The 21,030-nt window shown below is 40.1% G+C and carries 17 protein-coding genes; 16 read left to right on the forward strand and 1 reads right to left on the reverse strand.

Features of this window, described 5'->3' with window-relative positions; genetic code table 11:
* Window position 1 precedes the first annotated feature (1 nt).
* The 7 genes from ABJ384_RS05175 (at window position 2) to ABJ384_RS05205 (ending at window position 11,548) form a co-directional block, all read left to right on the forward strand.
* The gene (locus ABJ384_RS05175; RefSeq protein WP_349929284.1) at window positions 2-2,263 is read left to right on the forward strand and encodes a DUF262 domain-containing protein; all 2,262 of its coding nucleotides are present in this window, start codon (window positions 2-4) and stop codon (window positions 2,261-2,263) included.
* Window positions 2,263-5,325: a type I restriction endonuclease subunit R gene (locus ABJ384_RS05180; protein ID WP_349929286.1), complete on the forward strand. Its 3,063-nt coding sequence runs from the start codon at window positions 2,263-2,265 to the stop codon at window positions 5,323-5,325. The genes ABJ384_RS05175 and ABJ384_RS05180 overlap by 1 nt, the downstream gene beginning before the upstream one ends.
* A 552-nt stretch (window positions 5,326-5,877) precedes the next feature.
* Entirely contained in the window at window positions 5,878-7,443 is a 1,566-nt protein-coding gene (locus ABJ384_RS05185) for an SAVED domain-containing protein (RefSeq protein ID WP_349929288.1), read from the forward strand.
* 34 nt (window positions 7,444-7,477) lie between these two features.
* Window positions 7,478-8,038 carry a 3'-5' exonuclease gene (locus ABJ384_RS05190; protein ID WP_349929290.1) on the forward strand — a complete coding sequence of 187 codons (561 nt, stop codon included), beginning with the start codon at window positions 7,478-7,480 and terminating at the stop codon, window positions 8,036-8,038.
* Complete coding sequence (locus ABJ384_RS05195) at window positions 8,035-9,297, forward strand: nucleotidyltransferase (RefSeq protein WP_349929292.1); 1,263 nt, start codon at window positions 8,035-8,037, stop codon at window positions 9,295-9,297. The genes ABJ384_RS05190 and ABJ384_RS05195 overlap by 4 nt, the downstream gene beginning before the upstream one ends.
* Window position 9,298: 1 nt before the next feature.
* Complete coding sequence (locus ABJ384_RS05200; protein WP_349929294.1) at window positions 9,299-11,059, forward strand: ThiF family adenylyltransferase; 1,761 nt, start codon at window positions 9,299-9,301, stop codon at window positions 11,057-11,059.
* Window positions 11,060-11,065: 6 nt separating this feature from the next.
* A complete protein-coding gene (locus tag ABJ384_RS05205; RefSeq protein WP_349929296.1) occupies window positions 11,066-11,548 on the forward strand; it encodes a Mov34/MPN/PAD-1 family protein in 483 nt (160 codons plus the stop codon).
* 307 nt (window positions 11,549-11,855) lie between these two features.
* On the opposite strand, the gene ABJ384_RS05210 is transcribed toward ABJ384_RS05205, so the two are convergent.
* Window positions 11,856-13,003, reverse strand: a protein-coding gene (locus tag ABJ384_RS05210; protein ID WP_349927412.1) for an IS3 family transposase whose coding sequence is annotated in 2 segments (ribosomal slippage) — window positions 11,856-12,757 and window positions 12,757-13,003 — 1,149 coding nt in all. Because the reading frame shifts where the segments join, the coding sequence is not laid out codon by codon here.
* A gap of 712 nt (window positions 13,004-13,715) precedes the next feature.
* Here ABJ384_RS05210 and ABJ384_RS05215 point away from each other — a divergent pair.
* From ABJ384_RS05215 to ABJ384_RS05255, 9 genes are all read left to right on the forward strand, one after another.
* A complete protein-coding gene (locus ABJ384_RS05215; protein WP_349929298.1) occupies window positions 13,716-14,600 on the forward strand; it encodes a transporter in 885 nt (294 codons plus the stop codon).
* Window positions 14,601-14,629: 29 nt separating this feature from the next.
* Window positions 14,630-15,964, forward strand: coding sequence for an acetamidase/formamidase family protein (locus ABJ384_RS05220; protein ID WP_349929300.1), 1,335 nt, complete (start codon window positions 14,630-14,632; stop codon window positions 15,962-15,964).
* Between the two features lie 88 nt (window positions 15,965-16,052).
* On the forward strand, window positions 16,053-17,255 hold the full coding sequence (locus tag ABJ384_RS05225; RefSeq protein WP_349929302.1) for an aromatic ring-hydroxylating dioxygenase subunit alpha: 1,203 nt from the start codon (window positions 16,053-16,055) through the stop codon (window positions 17,253-17,255).
* Between the two features lie 11 nt (window positions 17,256-17,266).
* A complete protein-coding gene (locus ABJ384_RS05230; RefSeq protein ID WP_349929304.1) occupies window positions 17,267-17,620 on the forward strand; it encodes a hypothetical protein in 354 nt (117 codons plus the stop codon).
* Between the two features lie 12 nt (window positions 17,621-17,632).
* Window positions 17,633-18,094, forward strand: a complete 462-nt coding sequence (locus ABJ384_RS05235) for a nuclear transport factor 2 family protein (RefSeq protein WP_349929306.1) — start codon at window positions 17,633-17,635, stop codon at window positions 18,092-18,094.
* A 56-nt stretch (window positions 18,095-18,150) separates the two neighbouring features.
* Window positions 18,151-19,422: a styrene monooxygenase/indole monooxygenase family protein gene (locus ABJ384_RS05240; RefSeq protein ID WP_349929308.1), complete on the forward strand. Its 1,272-nt coding sequence runs from the start codon at window positions 18,151-18,153 to the stop codon at window positions 19,420-19,422.
* Window positions 19,409-19,933 (forward strand): flavin reductase family protein, encoded by a 525-nt coding sequence (locus ABJ384_RS05245; protein ID WP_349929309.1) that lies wholly within the window; start codon window positions 19,409-19,411, stop codon window positions 19,931-19,933. The genes ABJ384_RS05240 and ABJ384_RS05245 overlap by 14 nt, the downstream gene beginning before the upstream one ends.
* Window positions 19,930-20,700 carry an SDR family oxidoreductase gene (locus ABJ384_RS05250; protein WP_349929311.1) on the forward strand — a complete coding sequence of 257 codons (771 nt, stop codon included), beginning with the start codon at window positions 19,930-19,932 and terminating at the stop codon, window positions 20,698-20,700. The genes ABJ384_RS05245 and ABJ384_RS05250 overlap by 4 nt, the downstream gene beginning before the upstream one ends.
* Entirely contained in the window at window positions 20,697-21,029 is a 333-nt protein-coding gene (locus ABJ384_RS05255; RefSeq protein ID WP_349929313.1) for a non-heme iron oxygenase ferredoxin subunit, read from the forward strand. Before ABJ384_RS05250 ends, ABJ384_RS05255 begins: the two co-directional genes overlap by 4 nt.
* The last annotated feature ends 1 nt before the right edge of the window (window position 21,030 follow it).

A 21,030-nucleotide genomic window follows, 5' to 3' on the forward strand; every position in this document is an offset into this window, starting at 1 on the left:
AATGGCTAAATTGACATTGTGGAAAGCATTGGAACAATATCATATTGTAATTCCAACAATTCAGCGTGATTACGCACAGGGTCGAAAGAATGATCCAAAGATTGCGCAAATTAGAAAAACATTTTTGCAGGCTTTAGTACAAAGTTTGACTGAACATCATGAGCTTGAACTTGATTTTGTCTATGGGTCTTTAAATCAAAAAAACCTTGAATTGTTGGATGGGCAGCAACGTCTAACGACTTTGTTTCTTTTACATTGTTATCTAGTAAATAAAAATAAGGTGAATATAAAAGAGATTGATTTAATTAAAGAAAGGTTGCAGAAATTCAGTTATCAAACGCGCACAAGCTCTAAGATGTTCATTTCTCAATTGGTTGAGAAGTTAGTCGACATGGAATGGGGCGATAAGCCTTCCGTATCGATTGAAAATGAAGCATGGTTTTTAGCTGTATGGAGTAAAGACCCAACCATTATTTCAATATTAACGATGTTGGATGAATTAGAGACATTGCTTGGATCTAAACATACGGATGAGTTTGATGAATTATGGGTGAGGTTGAGTAGCCATTCGATTTTGAATTTTTATCTGTTACCAATGAATGAATTTTCATTAACAGATGAGCTATATATCAAAATGAATGCCAGAGGCGTTCAACTCACTGAGTTTGAAAACTTTAAAGCATGGCTCCAGGGTTTTCTTGAAAATAAAATTGATACAAGCAAATCCATCCCTTTTTTTCAAAGTATTGACACAAAGTGGACCGATTTAATTTGGACTGCTAGTAAAGACTGGAATAAATCTTTTGATGCGAGTTTTATTCATTTCTTTAAAATTTGTTTGCTATGTGAGCATCAAAAATATTTATCCAAAAATCAAAAATCTGATTATACGGACGAAAAAGATATTGAAAGTTTAGTCAGTCGTTTGAGACTCAACTTATTTATTTCTCAAACTGAATATATGGATTTATTCTCAAATGATGCCAATAATACGATTGATAACTTAACAGAGCTGTTAGATTTTGCTGTAGAGCATCAAAGCCAACACAATATCTTCAACATATTAAGTACTGATAAGCCTTCCTATGAAGAGCAAGCAAGTTTCGCAACGGCTTACTATTTTATTAAGTACATCAAAAATATTGACCAATTAGAGGATTGGAAAAGAATTAGTGGTTGGTTGGTGAAAAATGCTAAGGGTTATTATAACTCTGAAAAGTTGATGCTTTCAGTACTCGAAGCACTTGAACAATTAGCGATGTATATTGGTCATGAAAGCATCCTGTATAAAATTAGTACTTTGCACCAACAGCAAAACATTATAGAACTTTGTAGTAAAACTGCTTTTGAAAAATCACATATTGAGCATGAAATTGAAAAAGCCAAACTCATTCTTCAAGATCAAGCGTGGAAAGAATTATTAAAGAAATACGAAGAGCATAACTATTTCTATGGGCGAGTTGATTTCTTACTTGATTATGCAAAGGCAGATGATCAGAGCATTTGCATGGAAAAGTTTGCTTATTATGCTGAAATTGCGGCAAAGCTATTTACAGATGAATTTATCAAAGATAAAGAATATCGATTACATCGGTCTTTCTTAAGCTTAGGGAACTATTTCGTTAAACACGGAAGAAATCTAAGCTTTTGTTCAAGTACCTACAATTCTTATCGTGATAGAGCTGAAAATTGGCGATTAGTATTCGATAACAATAGAGTATCTGAACAAAATAAAACACCTCAACTTAAAGCATTATTAGATTTATTAGCTGATGATGTCAGCTTTGCGAAGCTTGAATTGATTAGAAATAACAAGTTGACTCAAATCTATGGTTGGGAAAGATATTTTATCCTTGATGCTAGAATATTTAGCTATTGTTCATATGCTCAGATTAGAAAGGAAAGTGATGATCTGATCTATTTGCTAAAAAAATTAAAGCTTAATGGAACACATGCTGAATTAAGAAGTTATATTTTATATTTCACTTTGATGTCACCTGCATACGGTTTAGCAAAAACAGACCTGCATTATTCACCTGTTTCTAATGGGGATACGATGCCAAGTTTAAGAGTTAAAAATCGACTGCAAATAACGTTCAAAAGTGGGGAATTTGTTAATGAAATTATTGATCAAAATTTAGAAACTGGTGAATCTTCTAGATTGGCTACAAATGAAGAAATGCAAGAGTTTAAAAATATCATCAAAGCACAACAGCAAGTACTAGATGAAATTAAACATCAAGAAATAACAGAGGTTGCCTAATGGTCAGTTTAACCAACGAACGTGCTTTAGAAATGGCAATTGAAAAAGCACTGACTGGAACATGCCTTGAGAATATCAAATCAGGTTTAACCGACATTGCTCAACCTCATCATGGGTTTGTATCGGGTTCACCCTCAAATTTTGACATGCTGTATGCCCTAGATACTCAATATTTCTGGCAGTTTTTAGAGCAAACACAAGCCGATGAACTCGCAAAGATTCAGAAATTTAACCCACACGATTGGCAAAGAAAAATCTACGAACGCTTTGATCGAATGATCCGTAAGCATGGGGTGGTTCATTTACTTAAAAAAGGTCTCGCCGTAGATCAAGCACATTTTCAGTTGATGTACCCAACGCCGTTGGCAAGTAGTTCTCAGAAGATTAAAGACCGATTCAAACAGAATATTTTCAGTGTGACTCGCCAATTACGCTATTCAAAACCCAACCCACTACAAGAAATTGACATGGTGGTGTTTGTAAATGGTATTCCAATCATTACTTTTGAATTAAAGAATGAATGGACAGGGCAGAATGCTCGTCATCATGGGCAAAAGCAATATAAACAAGATCGAGATATCACTCAGCCATTACTCAACTTTGCACGCTGTATCGTGCATATGGCTGTAGATACCGATGAAGTCTATATGACCACGAAGCTAGCAGGTGCGAATACCTTCTTCTTGCCATTTAATAAGGGGCATAATGCAGGTGCAGGAAATCCGCCAAATGCAGAGGGACATAAAACTGCATATGTATGGCAAGAGCTACTTTCAAAAGAAAGTCTGGCAAATATCATTCAGCACTTTGTGCGACTTGATGGTGACGAAAAAACTTTACTAGATAAAAGGAATCTCTATTTCCCACGCTATCATCAACTCAGTGTGGTACGCCGTCTTATTCATGATGTATCAATCAATGGTGTAGGACAGACTTATCTTATTCAGCATTCCGCAGGTTCAGGTAAGTCGAATTCGATTACTTGGGCAGCATTTCAGTTGATAGAGGCTTACCCTGAAAAGGAATCAGTTGCTGGAAGTAGAGGACTTGAACATCCATTATTTGATTCAGTGATTGTGGTGACAGATCGCCGTATTCTCGACAAACAGCTTAAAGAAAATATCAAGGAGTTTTCTGAGGTCAAGAATATTATGGCACATGCCCATAAATCCTCAGGGCTGAAATCTGCTTTAGAAAATGGCAAAAAAATTATCATTACCACGATTCAAAAATTCCCATTCATTATTGATGGTATTGCAGATTTAAGTGATAAACGTTTTGCCGTCATCATTGATGAGGCGCATAGTTCTCAATCAGGTGTTGCACATGACAAAATGAATGAAGTTATGGGTAAGGCCAACGAAGATAGTGACAGTGTCGATGCTCAAGACAAAATCTTAAATGCCATGCTGGCACGTAAAATGAAAGGGAATGCATCCTATTTTGCGTTTACAGCAACGCCAAAAAACACGACTTTAGAAAAGTTTGGTGAAAAACAAATAGATGGCTCTTTTAAGCCTTTTGATCTGTATTCGATGAAACAGGCGATTGAAGAAGGGTTTATTTTAGATGTGTTGTCGAACTATACGACTTATAAGAGCTTTTATGAAATTGAAAAATCGATTCTAGATAATCCGTTGTTTGACACGAAAAAAGCCCAGAAAACATTAAGAAGTTATGTAGAGAAAACCCAGCAGACCATTGATATCAAAGCTGAAGTAATGTTGGATCATTTCATTCAGCATGTTGTAAACACTAAGAAATTAAAAGGCAAAGCTAAAGGAATGATAGTGACTCAAAATATTGAGTCCGCGATCCGATATTACAAAGCGATTGATCGACTCTTAGAGCAAGCAGGCTATCCATTTAAAGCAATCATTGCATTCTCTGGTGAGAAGAAAGTGGATGGTATTGAGTATACAGAAGCTATTCTCAATGGGTTCTCTGACAATGACACCAAAGACATGTTCGATCGAGGCTATGTTGGTGATAAAAAGCCTGCAGGGGTGAATGAAGATCAGTATCGATTGCTCATTGTTGCCAATAAATATTTAACAGGCTTCGATCAACCGAAGCTTTGCACGATGTATGTCGATAAGAAACTTGCTGACGTGTTGTGTGTGCAAGCACTCTCTCGTTTAAACCGTTCTGCACCAAAATTAGGCAAGCGAACTGAAGATCTATTTGTTCTAGATTTTTTTAATGAAATAGAAGACATCAAGCAATCTTTTGATCGTTTCTATACCTCGACCACATTATCACAAGCGACTGATATTAATGTACTCAACGAACTAAAAGATGAATTAGATGGTGTTGGGGTATATGAATCATCGGAAGTGGAAGACTTTGCCACAAAATACTTTGATTCAGTCGATGCAGAAAAACTGAGTCCGATTATTGATATCGCCGTTTCACGTTTTGACTCAGAATTAGAATTGAGTGCTGAGGACAAAGCAGATTTCAAAATCAAAGCAAAACAGTTTGTGAAGATTTATGGTCAGATGGCATCAATTTTACCGTATGAAGTTCCGGCTTGGGAAAAGTTGTATTGGTTCTTAAAATTCTTAATTCCGAAACTTAAAATCGAAGATCCTGAAGCAGATGCCTTGGATGAGTTACTCAACTCAGTCGATTTAAATTCGTATGGACTACAACGTAAAAAACTCAATGAACAGATTGAATTAGATGCTGAAGAAACAGTTCTAGATCCGACAAATCCGAATCCACGTGGGGCTCATGGAGGTGAAACGGAAGAAGATCCATTAGATGAAATCATTAAAACATTTAATGAGCGCTGGTTTGGCGGTTGGGCTGCAACACCTGAAGAGCAAAAAGTGAAGTTTGTTAATATCTTAAAACAGATCAAGGAACATGCTGATTTTGAAAGCAAGTATCTGAATAATCCTGATCCGCATACCAAAGACCTAGCTTTTGACAAGATTATGAATGAAATCATGCTTCGTCAAAGAAAAATCGATATGGATATGTATAAGCACTATTCAAAAGATACGGCTTTTAGAATGTCATGGAAATATAGCTTGCAACAGGGTGTCATGAGATAAGGAAAATTTACGATGTGGAATTGGATACAAGGAGAGTTCTATACATTCTTGATGGTGCTCGGGCGTTATCCTAAAGTTTGGATTCTTCCTTGTGTCTTTTTTCTATTTTGTATAGCTGTTATGGCATGGCTTAATAGTCAACTCGGTCATTATTTTGAGACACGAAGCGTGACGCAGATGACGCCTTTTATGGATCAATTCATTGTGAATTTTTACGATAAAATTCGTGGGAAAATGGTGAGTCGGTATTTGATATTAGGGACATTAGGTTTATTTGTTATTGGATATTTGAGAGCAAGACAAAAGATTTTATTTAAGTTTTATTAAGCCAAATCTCAAAATTTAGAAGTTGAGTATAAGTTTCTATTAAATATACCTTTTTTGTGTTTTATATATGAAGTCGGAGGCTTTTTTATAATTTTCTTATCACTTTTAATCAAAGGTAGTTGTTTACACGACAAGACTTGTCGTGCTTAAAGTTAGACTCACTTCTTAATATTCTATATTAAAGTTAAAATATTGGAATATAAGTAAAAATGAGATAAAGACATAATGTCACACCCATTTGATGATGCTGAATTTGCAACCGTTTTAAAGGAGAAGGTTTCTAATACTTCCTTGAAGGTGTTGCTGTTTGTGAATAAGTTTTACACCAAAATTTATTTAAATAACGAAAATAATGATTGGATTGAGTTGGGGTATGGGGAGTTAGGAAAAGAAACTCGTGCTTTTCTAAAATCACTGATAAAGACTAAAAGAGTATTAATACTTGAGTCTACTTCTAAAGATCTGACATTAGATAATCCTAAGTTTGAAGAAGCTAAAATTCTCTCAACTCTAAACATACTTGATGAATGGATCAAGGTTTCAATTAATTTGACTTCAGGTGGGAGAAAGGGAGAAGTATCGTCTCAAACGAAAAATAAAGTTATGTATGATGCAGCTTGGAGATGTCAATTCTCAGGTTGTGGAATTGATTTAAGAGAACATTTAACTTCTAGTATGAGTGGGAACTATAGCTATTATGCTCATATCGTTGCATCTTCTGAGGATGGACCAAGAGGTAATAGTGATTCTGAAAAATTCGCTGATGAACCAACTAATATCATGCTTTTATGCGATAAATGTCATCGTTTAATAGATAAAATTGAGCCTCATAACTACAGTGTTGAAATTCTGCGTGAAATGAGGGAAAAAAGTGTAAATGAAGTAAAGAGATTATTAGATTGTTTGAAATTTCCAGAAGCGGAAATGATAGTTATTGGTGGAAAAATTGAGGGGCAACCTTTTATTTTTAATAGTCAAAATGCTGAGGAGGCTATGTGGCGAGAAGAAATGAAAAGCTTTTCTCAGCCGCACCGAATTTTAAAGAACCCAGATTATTTTAGTGCATCCAATAACCCAAATTATTGGGTGAATATATTTGAGTTATTTAAAACGGAAGATTTTCCAATTTTAAAAAAAATCTTGCATAAAGCTGCAAATGATTATAGACCAAAGATACTAGCAATCTTTCCATTACATGGAATGTCGGTTTTAATTTTGAGTGGGAGAATTATAGGCGATGCTTCAAGTATTGCTTTATTTCAGTTTCATAGACAAAAAGTCTTTGGTAAGGGCAAACAATGGGCATGGCCTGAAGTAGCTGAGCCACAAGAAAATAAGTTCAATGTACTAACACAGAAAGAGAAACTTGATGGGGAAAGCGAAGCTCTTTTATTGGTTAATATAACTGCCAAAATCCCTGGATCTGAATTGCCCGAACATTTATTCAATAACGAATTTATCTTGCCAACTATAGAAATAACACTTGATGAGTGTTCTTTTAATGCTATCACTCACCCTAAAGATTTAGAGCATTTAGGTGAAGCGATTGATAGTGCTTATAAAAAGATTCAAGATGAATGGAGACTTCAGAAAGTTCACTTAATTATGGTTGCACCAACGACTGCATGTGTACGATTAGGTCAAAAAATGCAGGCTCGCCATCATGCTGATTTTATCTTGTATGAACGAAAACCTGGTACTGGCAACAAAGGTCCATTTGAATCTACTATCCAAATTGGTGCAGAAAAAGTTAGCTTGGTTGCGACTGGTCAGGAAATAAATATTTCCTAAATTTTAATTAATATGCATTTTTTGAACTATTAATATGACAGCTAAGAAAAAAGAAGTATTTATCTCAGTGGATATAGAAACATCGGGTCCTATACCTGGTGACTATGATCTATTGTCAATTGGTATGTGTTTGGTTGATAAACCATCAGTCAATTTTTATTGTGAGTTAAAGCCAACCTCAAACAAGTATGACCCTGAGGCATTATCAGTGACAGGGTTTAACTTAGATACTCTTTTAAGTACAGGTCTATTGGCTAATGTGGCTATGACAGAATGCTCTAAGTGGATTGATCAAAATATTAAAGCGAATGAAATACCTATATTTGTAGGGTTTAACGTTGGATTTGACTGGTCGTTTATAAATTATTACTTCCATAAATATCTAGGAAGTAATCCTTTCGGCTATACCTCCATAGATATTAAATCTATGTATTTTGGCTGTTTTGATGTCAATTGGACTGATACTAAATCTAGTAAAATAGTTGAACGGCTGAAGGCGAAACTAACTAGTAATCACAATGCTTTGCAGGATTCTATATTTCAAGCAGAGCTTTTTAATTTAATTTTAAAAGAAAAAAATGGGGATAAGATATGAATTTGTTAACACAAGCGCAGCATCCAACACAAATAGATAGTTGGGAAGTGGTTTTAATGAATATTGTTCAAAAAATTTCATTAACCCATGCTCAATACGATTTAATAACAGATAGATATAGTAATCTACAAGCAATTTTAAATGTAGCTGACGATGAAATATTAAAAGATGCTCATATTTTTGTGCAAGGTTCGATTGGATTAAAGACAACAATCAAGCCATCTCCTGAAGCAGAAGGGGATATGGCCAATGTTGATGCTGATGCTATTGTCTTACTTCCTAACGCACAAAATGTAGATTCAAAAGAAGTATTAGATGTACTAACAAGGCGTTTCGAAGAAGGGACTAGAACTAGTACCCCCATTAAACCTTTGCGTAGAGGCATTAGAATTGTTTATGCAGATGAAAATCCAGGGTTCCACATAGATGTTACACCTGCACGAAATGCACAAGGTAATGATCAATCAGCCGGTTATGGAAATTTAGAGGTCCCAGATAGAGAGACTGGTTGGAAGTGCAGTACACCTCGTGATTATTCACTGTGGCTAGAAAATTTGGCTAAGCTGGAAATCCAAATTATTCGAAAAATGGCTGGCGACAAAGTTCTTATGGATAGTGCAACTCAAGATCCTTTGCCTTTATATGAAGACTACGCTGAACATAATCCATTAAGAGCAACTATTAAATTACTAAAAAGACATCGTGATCAGTGGGCATTAAATGCAGAAAATCCTGAGTATCGACCGATTTCTGCAGTGATAACAACTCTAGCTGCCAAAGCATATGAGAAAGTTTATAAACAATCACAGGCTCAGGCTCTAAGGCCAATTGAGGCAATTGTAAAAATCATTGCATATATGCCACAGTTTATAACCCAAGTTGATGAAGGCTTTGCTGTATTGAACCCTAAAGATTCAGGTGAAAACTTTGCTGAAAAATGGAATCGTCCAAATGGTGAGGGTGAATCTTATCGAGAAGCGTTTTTTGCATGGCATTCACAAGCTTTAGAAAGTGTATTAATAGGACTTAATGACTTAGGTAATTCAGCATCATTTGAAAATAAGCTTATTGAAAGTTTTGGAGTCCAAAGAGCATTCATCCAAGAGCAAATTATAAATGTTCCTGATAAATCATGGACATTACCTGGTAGAAGCTCTCAAATAACGCTTAATGCTCTAGCATTAAATGCCTTAACCGGATCCTCTTCATCTACAGCATCAATTCATACTTCAAATGAACCAGTAGGTCGACTTGGTTAAGATGGAAAAAGTCACTCCAGAAATAAGACAAGGCATAGCATTTTTACACCAATATTTAGGTGAAGATGCTATGTCTTTGCTTAAAGAAACAGATCCTAAAGAAAAGGAGGTACTGGCATATGAATTTCCTTTACCTGAGGACTTTTTAGGTGTTTCACGAATACTCAGGATTAGCTTTTGTGAAGGCTTTCCAACAGTTGGCTTGCGCCTACAAATAAGCCCTTCACCTTGGCTTTTATGGCCTCATGCAATGCCACAATCTTTATGTTTGTATGGGTTTGGGGAGCATCCAGCCGCAAACTCTGCTGCAAGTGTAGTAAATGATGCATTGAAGAGGTTATCAAAGATATTAGAGCTTGTATTACCTTCTTCTATTGAAAGTAATAGAAATGAGGAATTTTATAGAGAGTTAGCTTCTTATTGGGGACTACAATTAAAAATTAATAACCACCAGCTTGTTGTATTGGAACATCCCTCAACTAATGGCGAACTTTTTGGACTCACTGATCAAAGGGGAGGAATAAAACGTCATCAAGTTGTATGGTTAGCATCACAGCAACCAACGATAGAAAAGCATCTTTCTAAAATATTAAACAGAGTAGAGAAGGTATCAGTTTTAGCATCTGTAGCATATTTTATTCGTTTAAATTCTTATCCAACTGTTCAAACTCCTAATTCTCATCAAGTTTTTGAATGGATTGAAGATCATATATCTTCCGAGGATTATTGGAAGTTAATAGAATGGGATAAAAGAAACCATAGCTATCCTATTAGATGGTTGTTATTAGAGCTTCCGAATACTGATCCACCAATTATTAAAGCGATAACTCTTAAACACAGAGGGATTAAAAGTTATAGCAGACAAATTTATGGTAAAAGGGCTGGACGTCGATTAAGAGTTCAACAGGATAGCAATGTAAAATTAACAAATTTGGAGCTTAGTTCAGTACATTTGTTGGCAAATAATGTAATCCACTCAAGAAATATAGAGCTAGCAAATAATGATATATTTGGTAAAAAAGTAGCAGTGATTGGTGCAGGTTCTTTAGGTAGTTCGGTCGTTATGCATCTAGTGAGGGCAGGTATTACTGACATCACCATTGTTGATCCTGATAGGTTTGAAAGTGCAAATTTAGGAAGACATATTTTAGGCGTAGATGACTTAGGTAAATATAAGACCCAAGCATTAAAAGAGCGAATCCAAAAAGATTTGTCCCATATTACCATCACATCAATTCCCGAATATATTCAGTATGAATGTATTAATAATATTGGCCTGCTTGATGAAATGGATATAGTGGTAATTACAACCGCTGATTGGAATTCAGAAGAGTTTATATGGTTATTACATGAAGTTAGGCAACCTAAGTGGGCTTTAATTCAAGCTTGGGCTGAGCCTCATGCAATCATAGGGCATGTGTTGATAACTAGACCAAATAGTATGACTGATGGACGTTACTTATTTGATGAGCATGGAAGCTTTTTACACCGACATTCAGAATGGAAGGATAATGGGGTCATCCCACTTCCAGGTTGTGGAGAGGCTTTTATACCTGGTGGCCCTATTGGAATTAATACAATAGCGACAATAACAGCTCAATCGGTATTTGATGTACTTACTGGAAAAATAGAATCTGAGACATGGGTTACTAGTATAGGTGACATTAAAAAGATACGTGAATTGAACGGTACATACGTAGGACCGAATGTACCTGAAGGTTACAAGCAAATTGTCATTTCCAGAGAGTGGCCAGAGGAGTAGTGTACTATGAGCTATGATCTAGCTTGGGAATGGCGATGGGAATCGCTTGGTGTAGAATTAAAAGTGTCCACACAGGTGGTAGACATATTCTTTACTCATCAACAAAAATCAAAAGAAGATGAGAAAGGCGGGCAGTTATTTATTGATACAAGTATGTCGGATGGTTTATGGCTTGTAGTAGCTACACCTCCACATAATGCTGATCGTTCTGGTCCAACATGGTTGGAACTAGATGTCAATAGGTGTAAGCAGGAAGTTCTGGAGCATCAAAATCAAGGGTTAGTTTTGGTAGGATATTGGCATACCCACTCAGAGTTAATACCCAATCTGTCTCTACAAGATAGTAAAAGCTTTCTTGAGTTTTCTGGGAAGAATATTGAATTATTACCATGTCCTTTAGCAATAATAGTTGGCAATGGTGGTAATAATGACACGATAAGAGCTTGGTCTTTTCAAAAAAATGGGATGATATTGGCTTCTTTAAAATAGAGCTATGTCCGATCGAGTCTGAACTAATACAAGCACTGCTATACGTGGATGAATCTCATTCACCTGATTAGGAAAGCACCTTTAATTTATAGCCTAATAGTTTGATGCAGTTAGGCGGACGCCATCACAAATTAATTGAAAAATTTTTAAACTAATTTAAGTCTTAAATATACGAACTAAAGATTACAGTAGTAATCTTTAGTTAAAAGTCATTTTAACTTTTCCATGTAGCTAAGAAAATGCTAGACAAATATGTTGACATTGTAGAAGTTCTAGTTTGTATGGGGATTGAATAGCCACCAAAATTCTAGACACACATAACCATCTTTTGATGGGCCTTTTCATAATCTAATGGAGAACGCTGACCATTGGAACCATGTCTGCGTTTTGAATTGTAGAACATCTCAATATATTCAAAAATATCCGATCTGGCTTCAGTTCTTGATGCATAGATTTTCTTCTTAATTCGTTCCCGCTTTAATAGCTGAAAGAAGCTTTCTGCAACAGCATTGTCATGGCAATTCCCTCTACGACTCATACTACTTTCAAGATTATGATGCTTGAGAAATGTCTGCCATTCATGGCTGGTGTATTGGCTGCCTTGGTCAGAATGGATTAGGACTTTGTTCTTTGGGTTTCTTCGCCATAAAGCCATCAATAATGCATCTAAAACCAGGTCTGTCGTGATTCTGGATTTCATCGACCAGCCAACAACAAGACGTGAAAACAGGTCAATCACAACTGCGAGATATAGCCACCCTTCATGAGTACGGATATAGGTAATATCTGTCACCCATATTTGGTTGGGATAAGTTGGATTAAATTGGCGGTCTAAAGTGTTTGCGGCAACGATAGCTGGATTACCAGCGTGAGCTCTAGGTTTACGATAGCCACGCTGTGATTTGAGACCATTCGCCTTCATGAGCCGATGTACTCGATTAATCCCGCAACTTTCACCAACATCTTTTAAATCACAGTGAATCTTGCGATAGCCGTAGATACCACCAGATTCCAGCCAGAACTGTTTAATCAATCCTGAAAGCTGTTGCCGTTTCCTCGCAGTTTTACTGGTGGGTTGCTTTAACCATGCGTAATAACCACTGTGATGAACATCCAGAGCTGAACATAAACGACGGACAGGCCATATGTGCTGATTGTCCTGAATAAAGGCGTACCTCATTTGGACTGGCTTGCGAAGTACACCGCGGCCTTTTTTAATATGTCTCTTTCTTCAGTGACCCTTTGCAGCTCTTTTTTTAACTTTGCCAATTCTGCACTTGGATCAGTAGATTCTGTTGTCTTGGGTTGCTGTGGATCATAACGTTTAATCCAGGCATATAAACTATGTGTGGTGGTTCCTAAACGTGCAGCAACTTCGGTCACACTATGACCTTTCTCAGTGACTTGTTTTACTGCTTCAATTTTGAATTCTTCAGGATATCGTTTACTGCTCATAAGCACCTCGTTAATTAGCCATTTTATCTAACTAAAAGGTGTCTACAAAATCGGTGGCTATTCAGATATGCCTATCAGATTTAAGAGCTTATAAGCAAAACTGTTTATATGTACTAGCTCAAACCTGATCTGACAGTTACCCATTTTTTATTGTGCCTGTCAGGTTAAATTTGAGCTAATACAGTTAAACAAAGGCTGACATATAGGTTTTTTTTCATCGGGTTTATTCCTTTAAATATTCAATGTTCCAACTCTTTAGAACATAAGGAATATTGCAAGGGTCATACCACTTATATAAAGCAATTAAAAACAAAAACTTATATTTCAATGGCTTTTAAAAAAATCATTATTTAAGTAAAGACGAAGATTAAAAATTTTTTTTCAAGAAATGAGTAAAATTTTAAAGATGGTTTTCGGTTTCATCGGGACATTTTCTTAGGAAAAATGGTCTCGGAAAAATCAGGTGTAGTTCAGTTATTAATTGCTGTTCATAGGTATATCTACCTATACAAATAGGTATTTTTATAGATTCTGTCGGTATTTTCCTTATTGCATTACACGATTTTGACTATCAGTCCTTAGCTTTTTCCTGATAAAAGCACAGATTCGTCCTTATATTTCCCTGCCATGTTTCAGGTCTAGATTAAGTCATGTGCTTGAGGCTTCGAAAGCTCTGCAAATAAAGACTTAGAGAATTAGGGGAAAGCTGTAAATGCTAAGCAAATATCTGAAATCAGTGGCATTGACCACAAGCCTGATCAGCTGTGCACCATTCGCATTTGCAGCTGAAAATGGCGGTAGTGCCTATCCGGACGGTACTGAAAGTTTCCTGGGTGGTGCGATGCCACCACCAGGCACTTATCTGGTGAGCTACAACCAGTTTTATTCAGCAGACAAATTCAAAAATGATCATCCGGTATTTGATGATTTCAAACTCGATACCTTTGCCACAGTCGCGCGTGGTGTGTATGTCAGTGACAAAACCTTTCTAGGTGCAACCTGGGGCATGCATGCGTTTTTAGTGTATGCCAATGCCGACATCACTTTGGGCGGTGGACAGGATGAAAAAACTGCACTGGGTGATGTGATTCTCGATCCATTCCTGCTGGGCTGGCACAAAGGTGACTGGCATGTGGCAACGGGTGTCGATTTCTATATCCCAGTTGGTTCCTACAATAAAAACCGCCTAGCCAATATCGGCCGTAACTACTACACCATTCAACCGATTGTTTCTGCAACTTATCTGAACCAGCAAGGCATCGAAGTCAGCACCAAGTGGATGTATGACATCAACTTTGAAAACAAAGATACCAATTATGAGTCGGGTAATGCCTTACATGTAGATTACCTCGTCGCCAAGCACATGGGACCTGTGGCAGTCGGTCTAGGCGGTTATGTGCATCGCCAACTTGAAGGTGACTCCGGTGAAGGAGCCGTGCTAGGCGATTTCAAGGCAAAGGCAGCCAGCATTGGTCCACAAGTACGTTATCAATTTCCAAAAGGTGTCGCTGTCGCCGCCAAATACCAGAAAGAATTTGATGTGGAAAACCGACCTGAAGGTCAGAAATTCGCACTTGATATCACCATTCCATTTTAAGACCAAGACATTGAATTAGGGGAACGCATATGAAACTCGATAACCAGGATTTTGCAGCAGGCAGTGCCAATGCAGTGGACTATTTAATTGTGAATGAATATTCAGGCGGGATAGTCGGTCCTAGCCAACGCATGCTAGGCCCACTAAAAAATGGCGGAACTTTAAAAACCGGTACACCTCCAGGCTGTTGGGGTCCGATGATTACGCCTGCATTCCAGGGCGGTCATGAAGTGACATTGCCTGTGTTTATTGAAGGTGCAGAAGTGGGTGATGCGGTTGCACTTAAAATCAAGAAAATGAAAGTGACTTCGATTGCGACGTCTTCAGGTGTCATGAGCTTTGTTGAAGGACGCTACCATGGCGACCCGTTTGTGGCGAAATATTGTAGTGCATGTGGTACAGAACAACCGGCAAGCTATGTTGAAGGCATTGGTGAAGATGCCATCCGTTGCAAAAACTGTGATGCAGAAGTCAGTGCTTTTGAGTTTTCACATGGCTATGTGATCGTGCTGGATGAAGAAAACAAAGTGAGTCTGACTGTAAACCAGGAAATTGCTAATAAGCTGGCTGGCAATGCGAATGAATTATCTGCACTGCCTGAACATGCAGCACAACATTCGATCCTGTCACTGGCACGTGCTGACATGCCGGGTGTAGCAGCACATATGCGTCCGTTCCTAGGCAATATTGGTACAACACCTTCACGTGACTTACCAGACTCACATAACTGTCATGACTTTGGTCAGTACCTTATTAATGCACCGCATAAATTTGGCATGACAGAAGATGAGCTTGTTGCAGCAAAAACCGATGGTCATATGGACACTAACTCAATCCGTCCGGGTTGTATCTTGATCTGTCCGGTTAAGGTGCCAGGAGCCGGTGTGTACATGGGCGACATGCATGCACAGCAAGGCAATGGCGAAATTGCCGGTCATGCCACAGATGTATCTGGTGAAACAGAACTGCAAGTCGAAGTGATTAAAGGTCTGACCATTGATGGTCCAATCCTGCTACAGGCACCAGATGATCTTCCACCGATGGCCCGTCCATTTACCAAAGAAGAAAAAGAGAAAGTGAAAGCACTCGGCGAACGCTGGGGCCAGACCGAAATCGAAGAAAGCGGTCCAATCACCTTTATGGGTACCGGTAAAAACCTGAATGATGCGACTGAAAATGCACTGAATCGCGCGGCTAAAACTACGGGTTTGAGCTATGACGAAGTCATGAACCGCTGCACCATTACCGGTTCGATTGAAATCAGCCGTCTGCCGGGTATGGTACGAGCCACGTTCCTGTGTCCAATGCCAATTCTGGAAAAACTCGGCATCGCAGATCTGGTGCGCGAACACTATCAACTTTAATCAAAACTGTATTTAACAACAGCTGCAGTGGTGCCACGCCACTGCCTATTAAAAGTAAAGAACTTAGAAACTTGAACAGGAATGTTATATGAACAGTAATTCTAAACTCCGTTGGGGCGAACTTTATCCTGAACTCGGTATTGAGCCTATTCCAACCGAGCCATGTATTTCACCGGAAATCTATCAGGAAGAAATCGACAAGGTATTTTCTAAAGTCTGGCTGAAAGTCGGTCGTGTTGAAGAAATTCCAAAGAAAGGTGATTACAAGGTCAAACGTCTGGATTTTGCTAAAACTTCCGTGATTCTTATGCATGGCAAAGACGGCGAGATCCGTGGCTTTCACAACATCTGTTCGCATCGAGGCAACAAGGTTGTGGTGGAAACTGACAACGAAACTTTCGGTTCAAACAAAGCTGCGGTTGTGACCTGCCGTTTCCACGGCTGGGTCTATGATGCCAAAGGTGATCTGGTCAGCGTACCAGAAGAGGAAAAGTTCACTTCCTGCTTTGACAAAGGCCATAACGGTCTGGCACCAGTCCGTACTGAAGTCTGGGAAGGCTTTATTTTCGTAAACCTGGATAATGAAGGTACTCAAAGTGTAGAAGAATTCCTGGGCGGTATGGGGGAGCACCTGGGCGGTTATCCCTTCCATGAAATGGAAGAATGTTTTGCCTATAACACGGTGCTGAACTGTAACTGGAAAGTCGCGCATGATGCTTTTGCGGAGGCTTATCACGTAGCCACCATCCATGCTGGTTCATTCCCGAATGTCTTTGCATCTGGCCTGCAAGAAGTACAACTGTTTGGCGATCATCGTACCTGTGCGGTCTGCCTCACCAAAAATGCCAATCCGAAACCAGCTGCGGCGCTTTCCGGAGAAATTACCGGAGCATCACTGGTCAATCACTACGAACGTACGCAGTTACCGAAGTCAGTGAATCCAAATGACCGTGATGATTTTTCATTCGAGCTTTCCGTCATTTTCCCGAACATTCTGGTGCATGTGACAGAAGGCGTATGGTTTACCCACCAGTTCTGGCCAGTCGGTCATAACAAAACCCGTTGGGAAGGCCGTTATTACCTGCCTAAAGCGAAAACCTATTCAGAGCGCTGGGCACAAGAATTTGCTCAGGTACTGCAGCGTAATGCCTGGTTAGAAGATACCGCAACCATGGAAGATACCCAAGAAGCCCTGGAATCTAAAGCCAAGAAAGTCATGCATTTACAGGATGAAGAAATCCTGATCCGTCACGGTTACCACGTTCTTGAACAATACCTGAATCGCGCATAAGGAGAATGCACATGTCAAACATCATTTCACAACTGCCGGCTGACTTTGCTGCTCTGGAACCTTTTGTAGCGAAGTGGGCACTGGAAACAGCTAAACAGCGTCATATGACCCGTCTGAACTCAACCAAGGAAGAGCTGCAGGCATTCTATGATGCGATTCTTCCGGAAATGCGTAACCTGCTGGCGGCATTAGACCAATATCCATTGGGCTCATTGCCGGAAGAGCTGCATAAGCTGTACTGGCTCAGCCTGAGCTTTGCAGAAATTGCACCGCATATCGAACTGTATAAAGGTTCAGTCGGTGTGCCATATGCCTTTGAAGAAACCCGCTTTGTCTATGAAAGCGGTGACGTGGTCAACGTTTAAAAGGAAATGAAGATGAACCAGCACAATCTGGAAGCGCGTTTGCATTATCTGGAAAGCTGCGAAGCCATTCGCAGCCTAGTCGGCCGTTACGCAACCGCAGCGGACCAGCGCAACAATCCAGTCATTATGCAGCATCTGTTTCATGAAGATGCGGTCTGGTGTGCCAAAGGTTTTGGCGAATATCAGGGCCGGCAAAACATTCTGGATGCGCTGTCTGGGATTGCCGAAGCTCAGGTGCTATGGAGCCTGCACATTATGGCCATGCCAGATATCGAAGTGCTGGATCATCAGCATGCCAATGTCAGCTGGATGCTTTGGGAAGTCTGCAACCTTGCCGAGAAAGGCATGCAAGCCACCACCAGCTGTCTGGGAGGATTTTATACTTCCAGTGTCCGTCAAGACGAAGACGGGCTCTGGAAATTTGACCGCGTGGAACTGAACCTGACGTTTAATCAGCCGTATCCGACAACTTGAGCGCACACATAAAAACAGCTGCTGCATCAGACACGGCGCAAAGAGGAATTCAAGAGATGAGAAAAATCGCAATTATTGGTGGTGGGCAGGCAGGTTTATTACTGGCATTCTCATTACTCGAACACAAATATGACGTCACTTTATATGTCGACCGTCCAGCAGATGAACTGCTACATGGCCGTATGGTCAGCACCACCATGTTCTTCGCCAATACCCTGGAAGTGGAACGCAAACTGGGCCTGAATTTCTGGGATGGTAAGGCACATCATGGAGAGGCGATTCATGTCGACTTCCGTGCGCCAGACGGTACGGTTGCACTGCCTTTGACTGGTTTTCTGCATGAAAATAAAGGCATTGCCATGGACCAGCGCACCAAATACCACCGCTGGCTAGAAGAATATCCACGTCGTGGCGGCAAGCTGGTAATCCAGAATGTGTCACCAGAGGATCTGGAAATGATTTCTGCCGAAAATGATCTGACGATTCTGGCTGCCGGCAAGGGCAATATCACCAGCCTGTTCAAGCGCAATGAATCCCGCTCAGTACATCAGGCTCCGCCACGTAAACTGGCTGCTGCTTTGGTGGTGGGTGATGACCTTTGCGGTCCAGACAGCTGGCAGGGGCAGCCGTCGCAAACCTTGCACTTTAACTTTATTGCCGGCGCGGGTGAATATTTCAGCATGCCGTTTTACAGCCATACCCATGGTCCATGCCGTAGCTTCCTGTTCGAATGCGTACCAAATGGCCCGATGGATATCTTTGATGACGTGACCAGCGGTGACGAAATGCTGCAACGCATGAAAGAAGCAGTAGCCAAAGTGACTCCAGACCAGAGCTTCCGCATGGTGGACAATATCGAACTGAGTGATCCGAATGCCTGGCTGAAAGGGGCATTCCGTCCGGAAGTCCGTTATCCAGTCGCAACTTTGGAAAATGGCGCTGCAATTTGGGGCATCGGCGACACAGTGATGGTCAATGACCCAATTGCCGGACAGGGAGCAAATAATGCCACTCGTATGGTGGAGCATTATTTACAGGCCATTCTGGCGCATGGTGAAGAAGCCTTTACTGCTGAATGGATGACACAAGTCTTTGATGACTTCTGGGAATATTCAGGCCGCTATACCACTGAATTTACCAACCTGTTGCTGAATCCACCAAGCGAAAGCCTGCTTCAGGTTCTGGGTGCAGCAGCACAAAACAGTGTCATTGCTGATGACTTTATGGGGCACTTCAACCATCCACGTGGTTTCTGGCCAGCGGTTGATGGTGCAGAAGGAGCAAAAGAATACCTGTCACGCAAGGAGTTTAATCATGCAGCTGCCTGAAGTGTTATGGCAGGATGTTGATCTTGCTGAAGCGAAATCGCTTCGGCAGGCATTCGGGGGCTTTGCCACAGGTGTCGCCATCGTGACCTGTTTGGATAAGCAGCAACAGCCTGTAGGGTTAACCATTAATTCATTTAGTTCAGTGTCTTTAGATCCAGCACTGGTATTGTGGAGTCTGGTGAATCACTCCCCAAGTCGCACTATTTTTGAAACAGCAGAATATTTTGCCATCAATATTCTGGGAGTAGATCAGCAAGAGATTGGTCTAAACTTTGCCAAGCCGATTGCCGATAAATTTCAGCATGGCGTGTGGAATATTGAACAGTCTAAAGCACCAGTACTAGAAGGTTGTGTAGTGCAGTTCGTTTGCAAAAATGAAAAGCAGATTGAAGCAGGGGATCATCAAATTTTCCTCGGAAAAATTGAGCAATGCCGTCACAGCAACCAACGTCCATTGCTGTTCTGTAAAGGACAATTCAATGAGTGGCCGCAGTACAAGGAGGTTTCATGACTGATCTCAAGAATAAAGTGGTGCTGGTCACGGGGGGAGCGACTCACATTGGCCAGGCTGTAGTCAAAGAATTAAAGAGCTTAGGTGCCGAAGTCATCATTGCTGATATTAATGAAACCTTGGGGCAGCAAGTTGCGACTAACACCAATGCGACGTATGAATATCTGGATCTGGCAAACGATGACAGCATTCAGACATTAAGTGAAAAACTTACACAACTGGATATTTTGGTGAATCTGGCCTGTCTGTATGAAGATCATGGATCTCAGTCGACACGTCAAGATTGGCAAAATACCTTTAATGTGACCGTGTTTGGTCATGCAGCATTGGTACAGGCATGTAGACCAATGCTGCAGGCCAGCAATGATGGGGCTGTAATCAATATTAGTAGTGTCAGCGCCCGCATTGCTCAAAAAGAGCGTTGGGTTTATCCGGCATCTAAAGCCACTTTAGAACAGCTGACCAAAAGTATGGCGTTAGATCTCGCCAGTGATGGCATTCGTGTCCATGCCTTGTCTTTGGGCTGGACCTGGTCTGTCCCGATGCAGATGATTTCAGGCGATGACCGCCCTAAAACCGATCGTGTTGCCGGCCGTTTCCATGTACTGGGTCGTATTGCCGATGCAGAAGAAGTGGCAGAAGCTTTAAGCCTACTCTGCAGTCCAAAAGCCAAATTACTCACTGGTAGCACCATCCATGCCGATGGGGGCTATCACACTCTGGGGCCTGAAGCGACAGATTCACCGATTGAGGAGTTGAGTGCATGAATATTCAAGTGAACAATATTGCTGAAAAATTTCTTTGCCTCACTTCGGATATTGAAGAAGGCGAAGGTTTACAGGTGATTATTGAGGGTTATCCACCACTGGCGGTTTTTCATCTGGAAGATGGTGAATTTTATGTCACCGATGATACCTGTACCCATGGCGATGCATCTTTGGCTGATGGTGAAGTTGATGGCTGCGAAGTGGAATGTCCGTTCCATGCTGGCGCTTTCGATATTAAAACCGGTGAGCCGTGTGGTGCACCTTGCAGTATTCCGCTTAAAACCTACACCTCATTTGTACGTGATGGTCAGGTGTATTTGGTGGAGTAAC

Origin of the sequence: Acinetobacter sp. A1-4-2 (assembly GCF_040233925.1) — a bacterium.
Classification (GTDB): Bacteria; Pseudomonadota; Gammaproteobacteria; order Pseudomonadales; family Moraxellaceae; genus Acinetobacter.

Excerpts from the sequence above, each read along its gene's own strand:
- ABJ384_RS05175 (WP_349929284.1), top strand. The coding sequence starts at position 2 with ATGGCTAAATTGACATTGTGGAAAGCATTGGAACAATATCATATTGTA.
- ABJ384_RS05180 (WP_349929286.1), top strand. The coding sequence starts at position 2,263 with ATGGTCAGTTTAACCAACGAACGTGCTTTAGAAATGGCAATTGAAAAA.
- ABJ384_RS05185 (WP_349929288.1), top strand. The coding sequence starts at position 5,878 with ATGTCACACCCATTTGATGATGCTGAATTTGCAACCGTTTTAAAGGAG.
- ABJ384_RS05190 (WP_349929290.1), top strand. The coding sequence starts at position 7,478 with ATGACAGCTAAGAAAAAAGAAGTATTTATCTCAGTGGATATAGAAACA.
- ABJ384_RS05195 (WP_349929292.1), top strand. The coding sequence starts at position 8,035 with ATGAATTTGTTAACACAAGCGCAGCATCCAACACAAATAGATAGTTGG.
- ABJ384_RS05200 (WP_349929294.1), top strand. The coding sequence starts at position 9,299 with ATGGAAAAAGTCACTCCAGAAATAAGACAAGGCATAGCATTTTTACAC.
- ABJ384_RS05205 (WP_349929296.1), top strand. The coding sequence starts at position 11,066 with ATGAGCTATGATCTAGCTTGGGAATGGCGATGGGAATCGCTTGGTGTA.
- ABJ384_RS05215 (WP_349929298.1), top strand. The coding sequence starts at position 13,716 with ATGCTAAGCAAATATCTGAAATCAGTGGCATTGACCACAAGCCTGATC.
- ABJ384_RS05220 (WP_349929300.1), top strand. The coding sequence starts at position 14,630 with ATGAAACTCGATAACCAGGATTTTGCAGCAGGCAGTGCCAATGCAGTG.
- ABJ384_RS05225 (WP_349929302.1), top strand. The coding sequence starts at position 16,053 with ATGAACAGTAATTCTAAACTCCGTTGGGGCGAACTTTATCCTGAACTC.
- ABJ384_RS05230 (WP_349929304.1), top strand. The coding sequence starts at position 17,267 with ATGTCAAACATCATTTCACAACTGCCGGCTGACTTTGCTGCTCTGGAA.
- ABJ384_RS05235 (WP_349929306.1), top strand. The coding sequence starts at position 17,633 with ATGAACCAGCACAATCTGGAAGCGCGTTTGCATTATCTGGAAAGCTGC.
- ABJ384_RS05240 (WP_349929308.1), top strand. The coding sequence starts at position 18,151 with ATGAGAAAAATCGCAATTATTGGTGGTGGGCAGGCAGGTTTATTACTG.
- ABJ384_RS05245 (WP_349929309.1), top strand. The coding sequence starts at position 19,409 with ATGCAGCTGCCTGAAGTGTTATGGCAGGATGTTGATCTTGCTGAAGCG.
- ABJ384_RS05250 (WP_349929311.1), top strand. The coding sequence starts at position 19,930 with ATGACTGATCTCAAGAATAAAGTGGTGCTGGTCACGGGGGGAGCGACT.
- ABJ384_RS05255 (WP_349929313.1), top strand. The coding sequence starts at position 20,697 with ATGAATATTCAAGTGAACAATATTGCTGAAAAATTTCTTTGCCTCACT.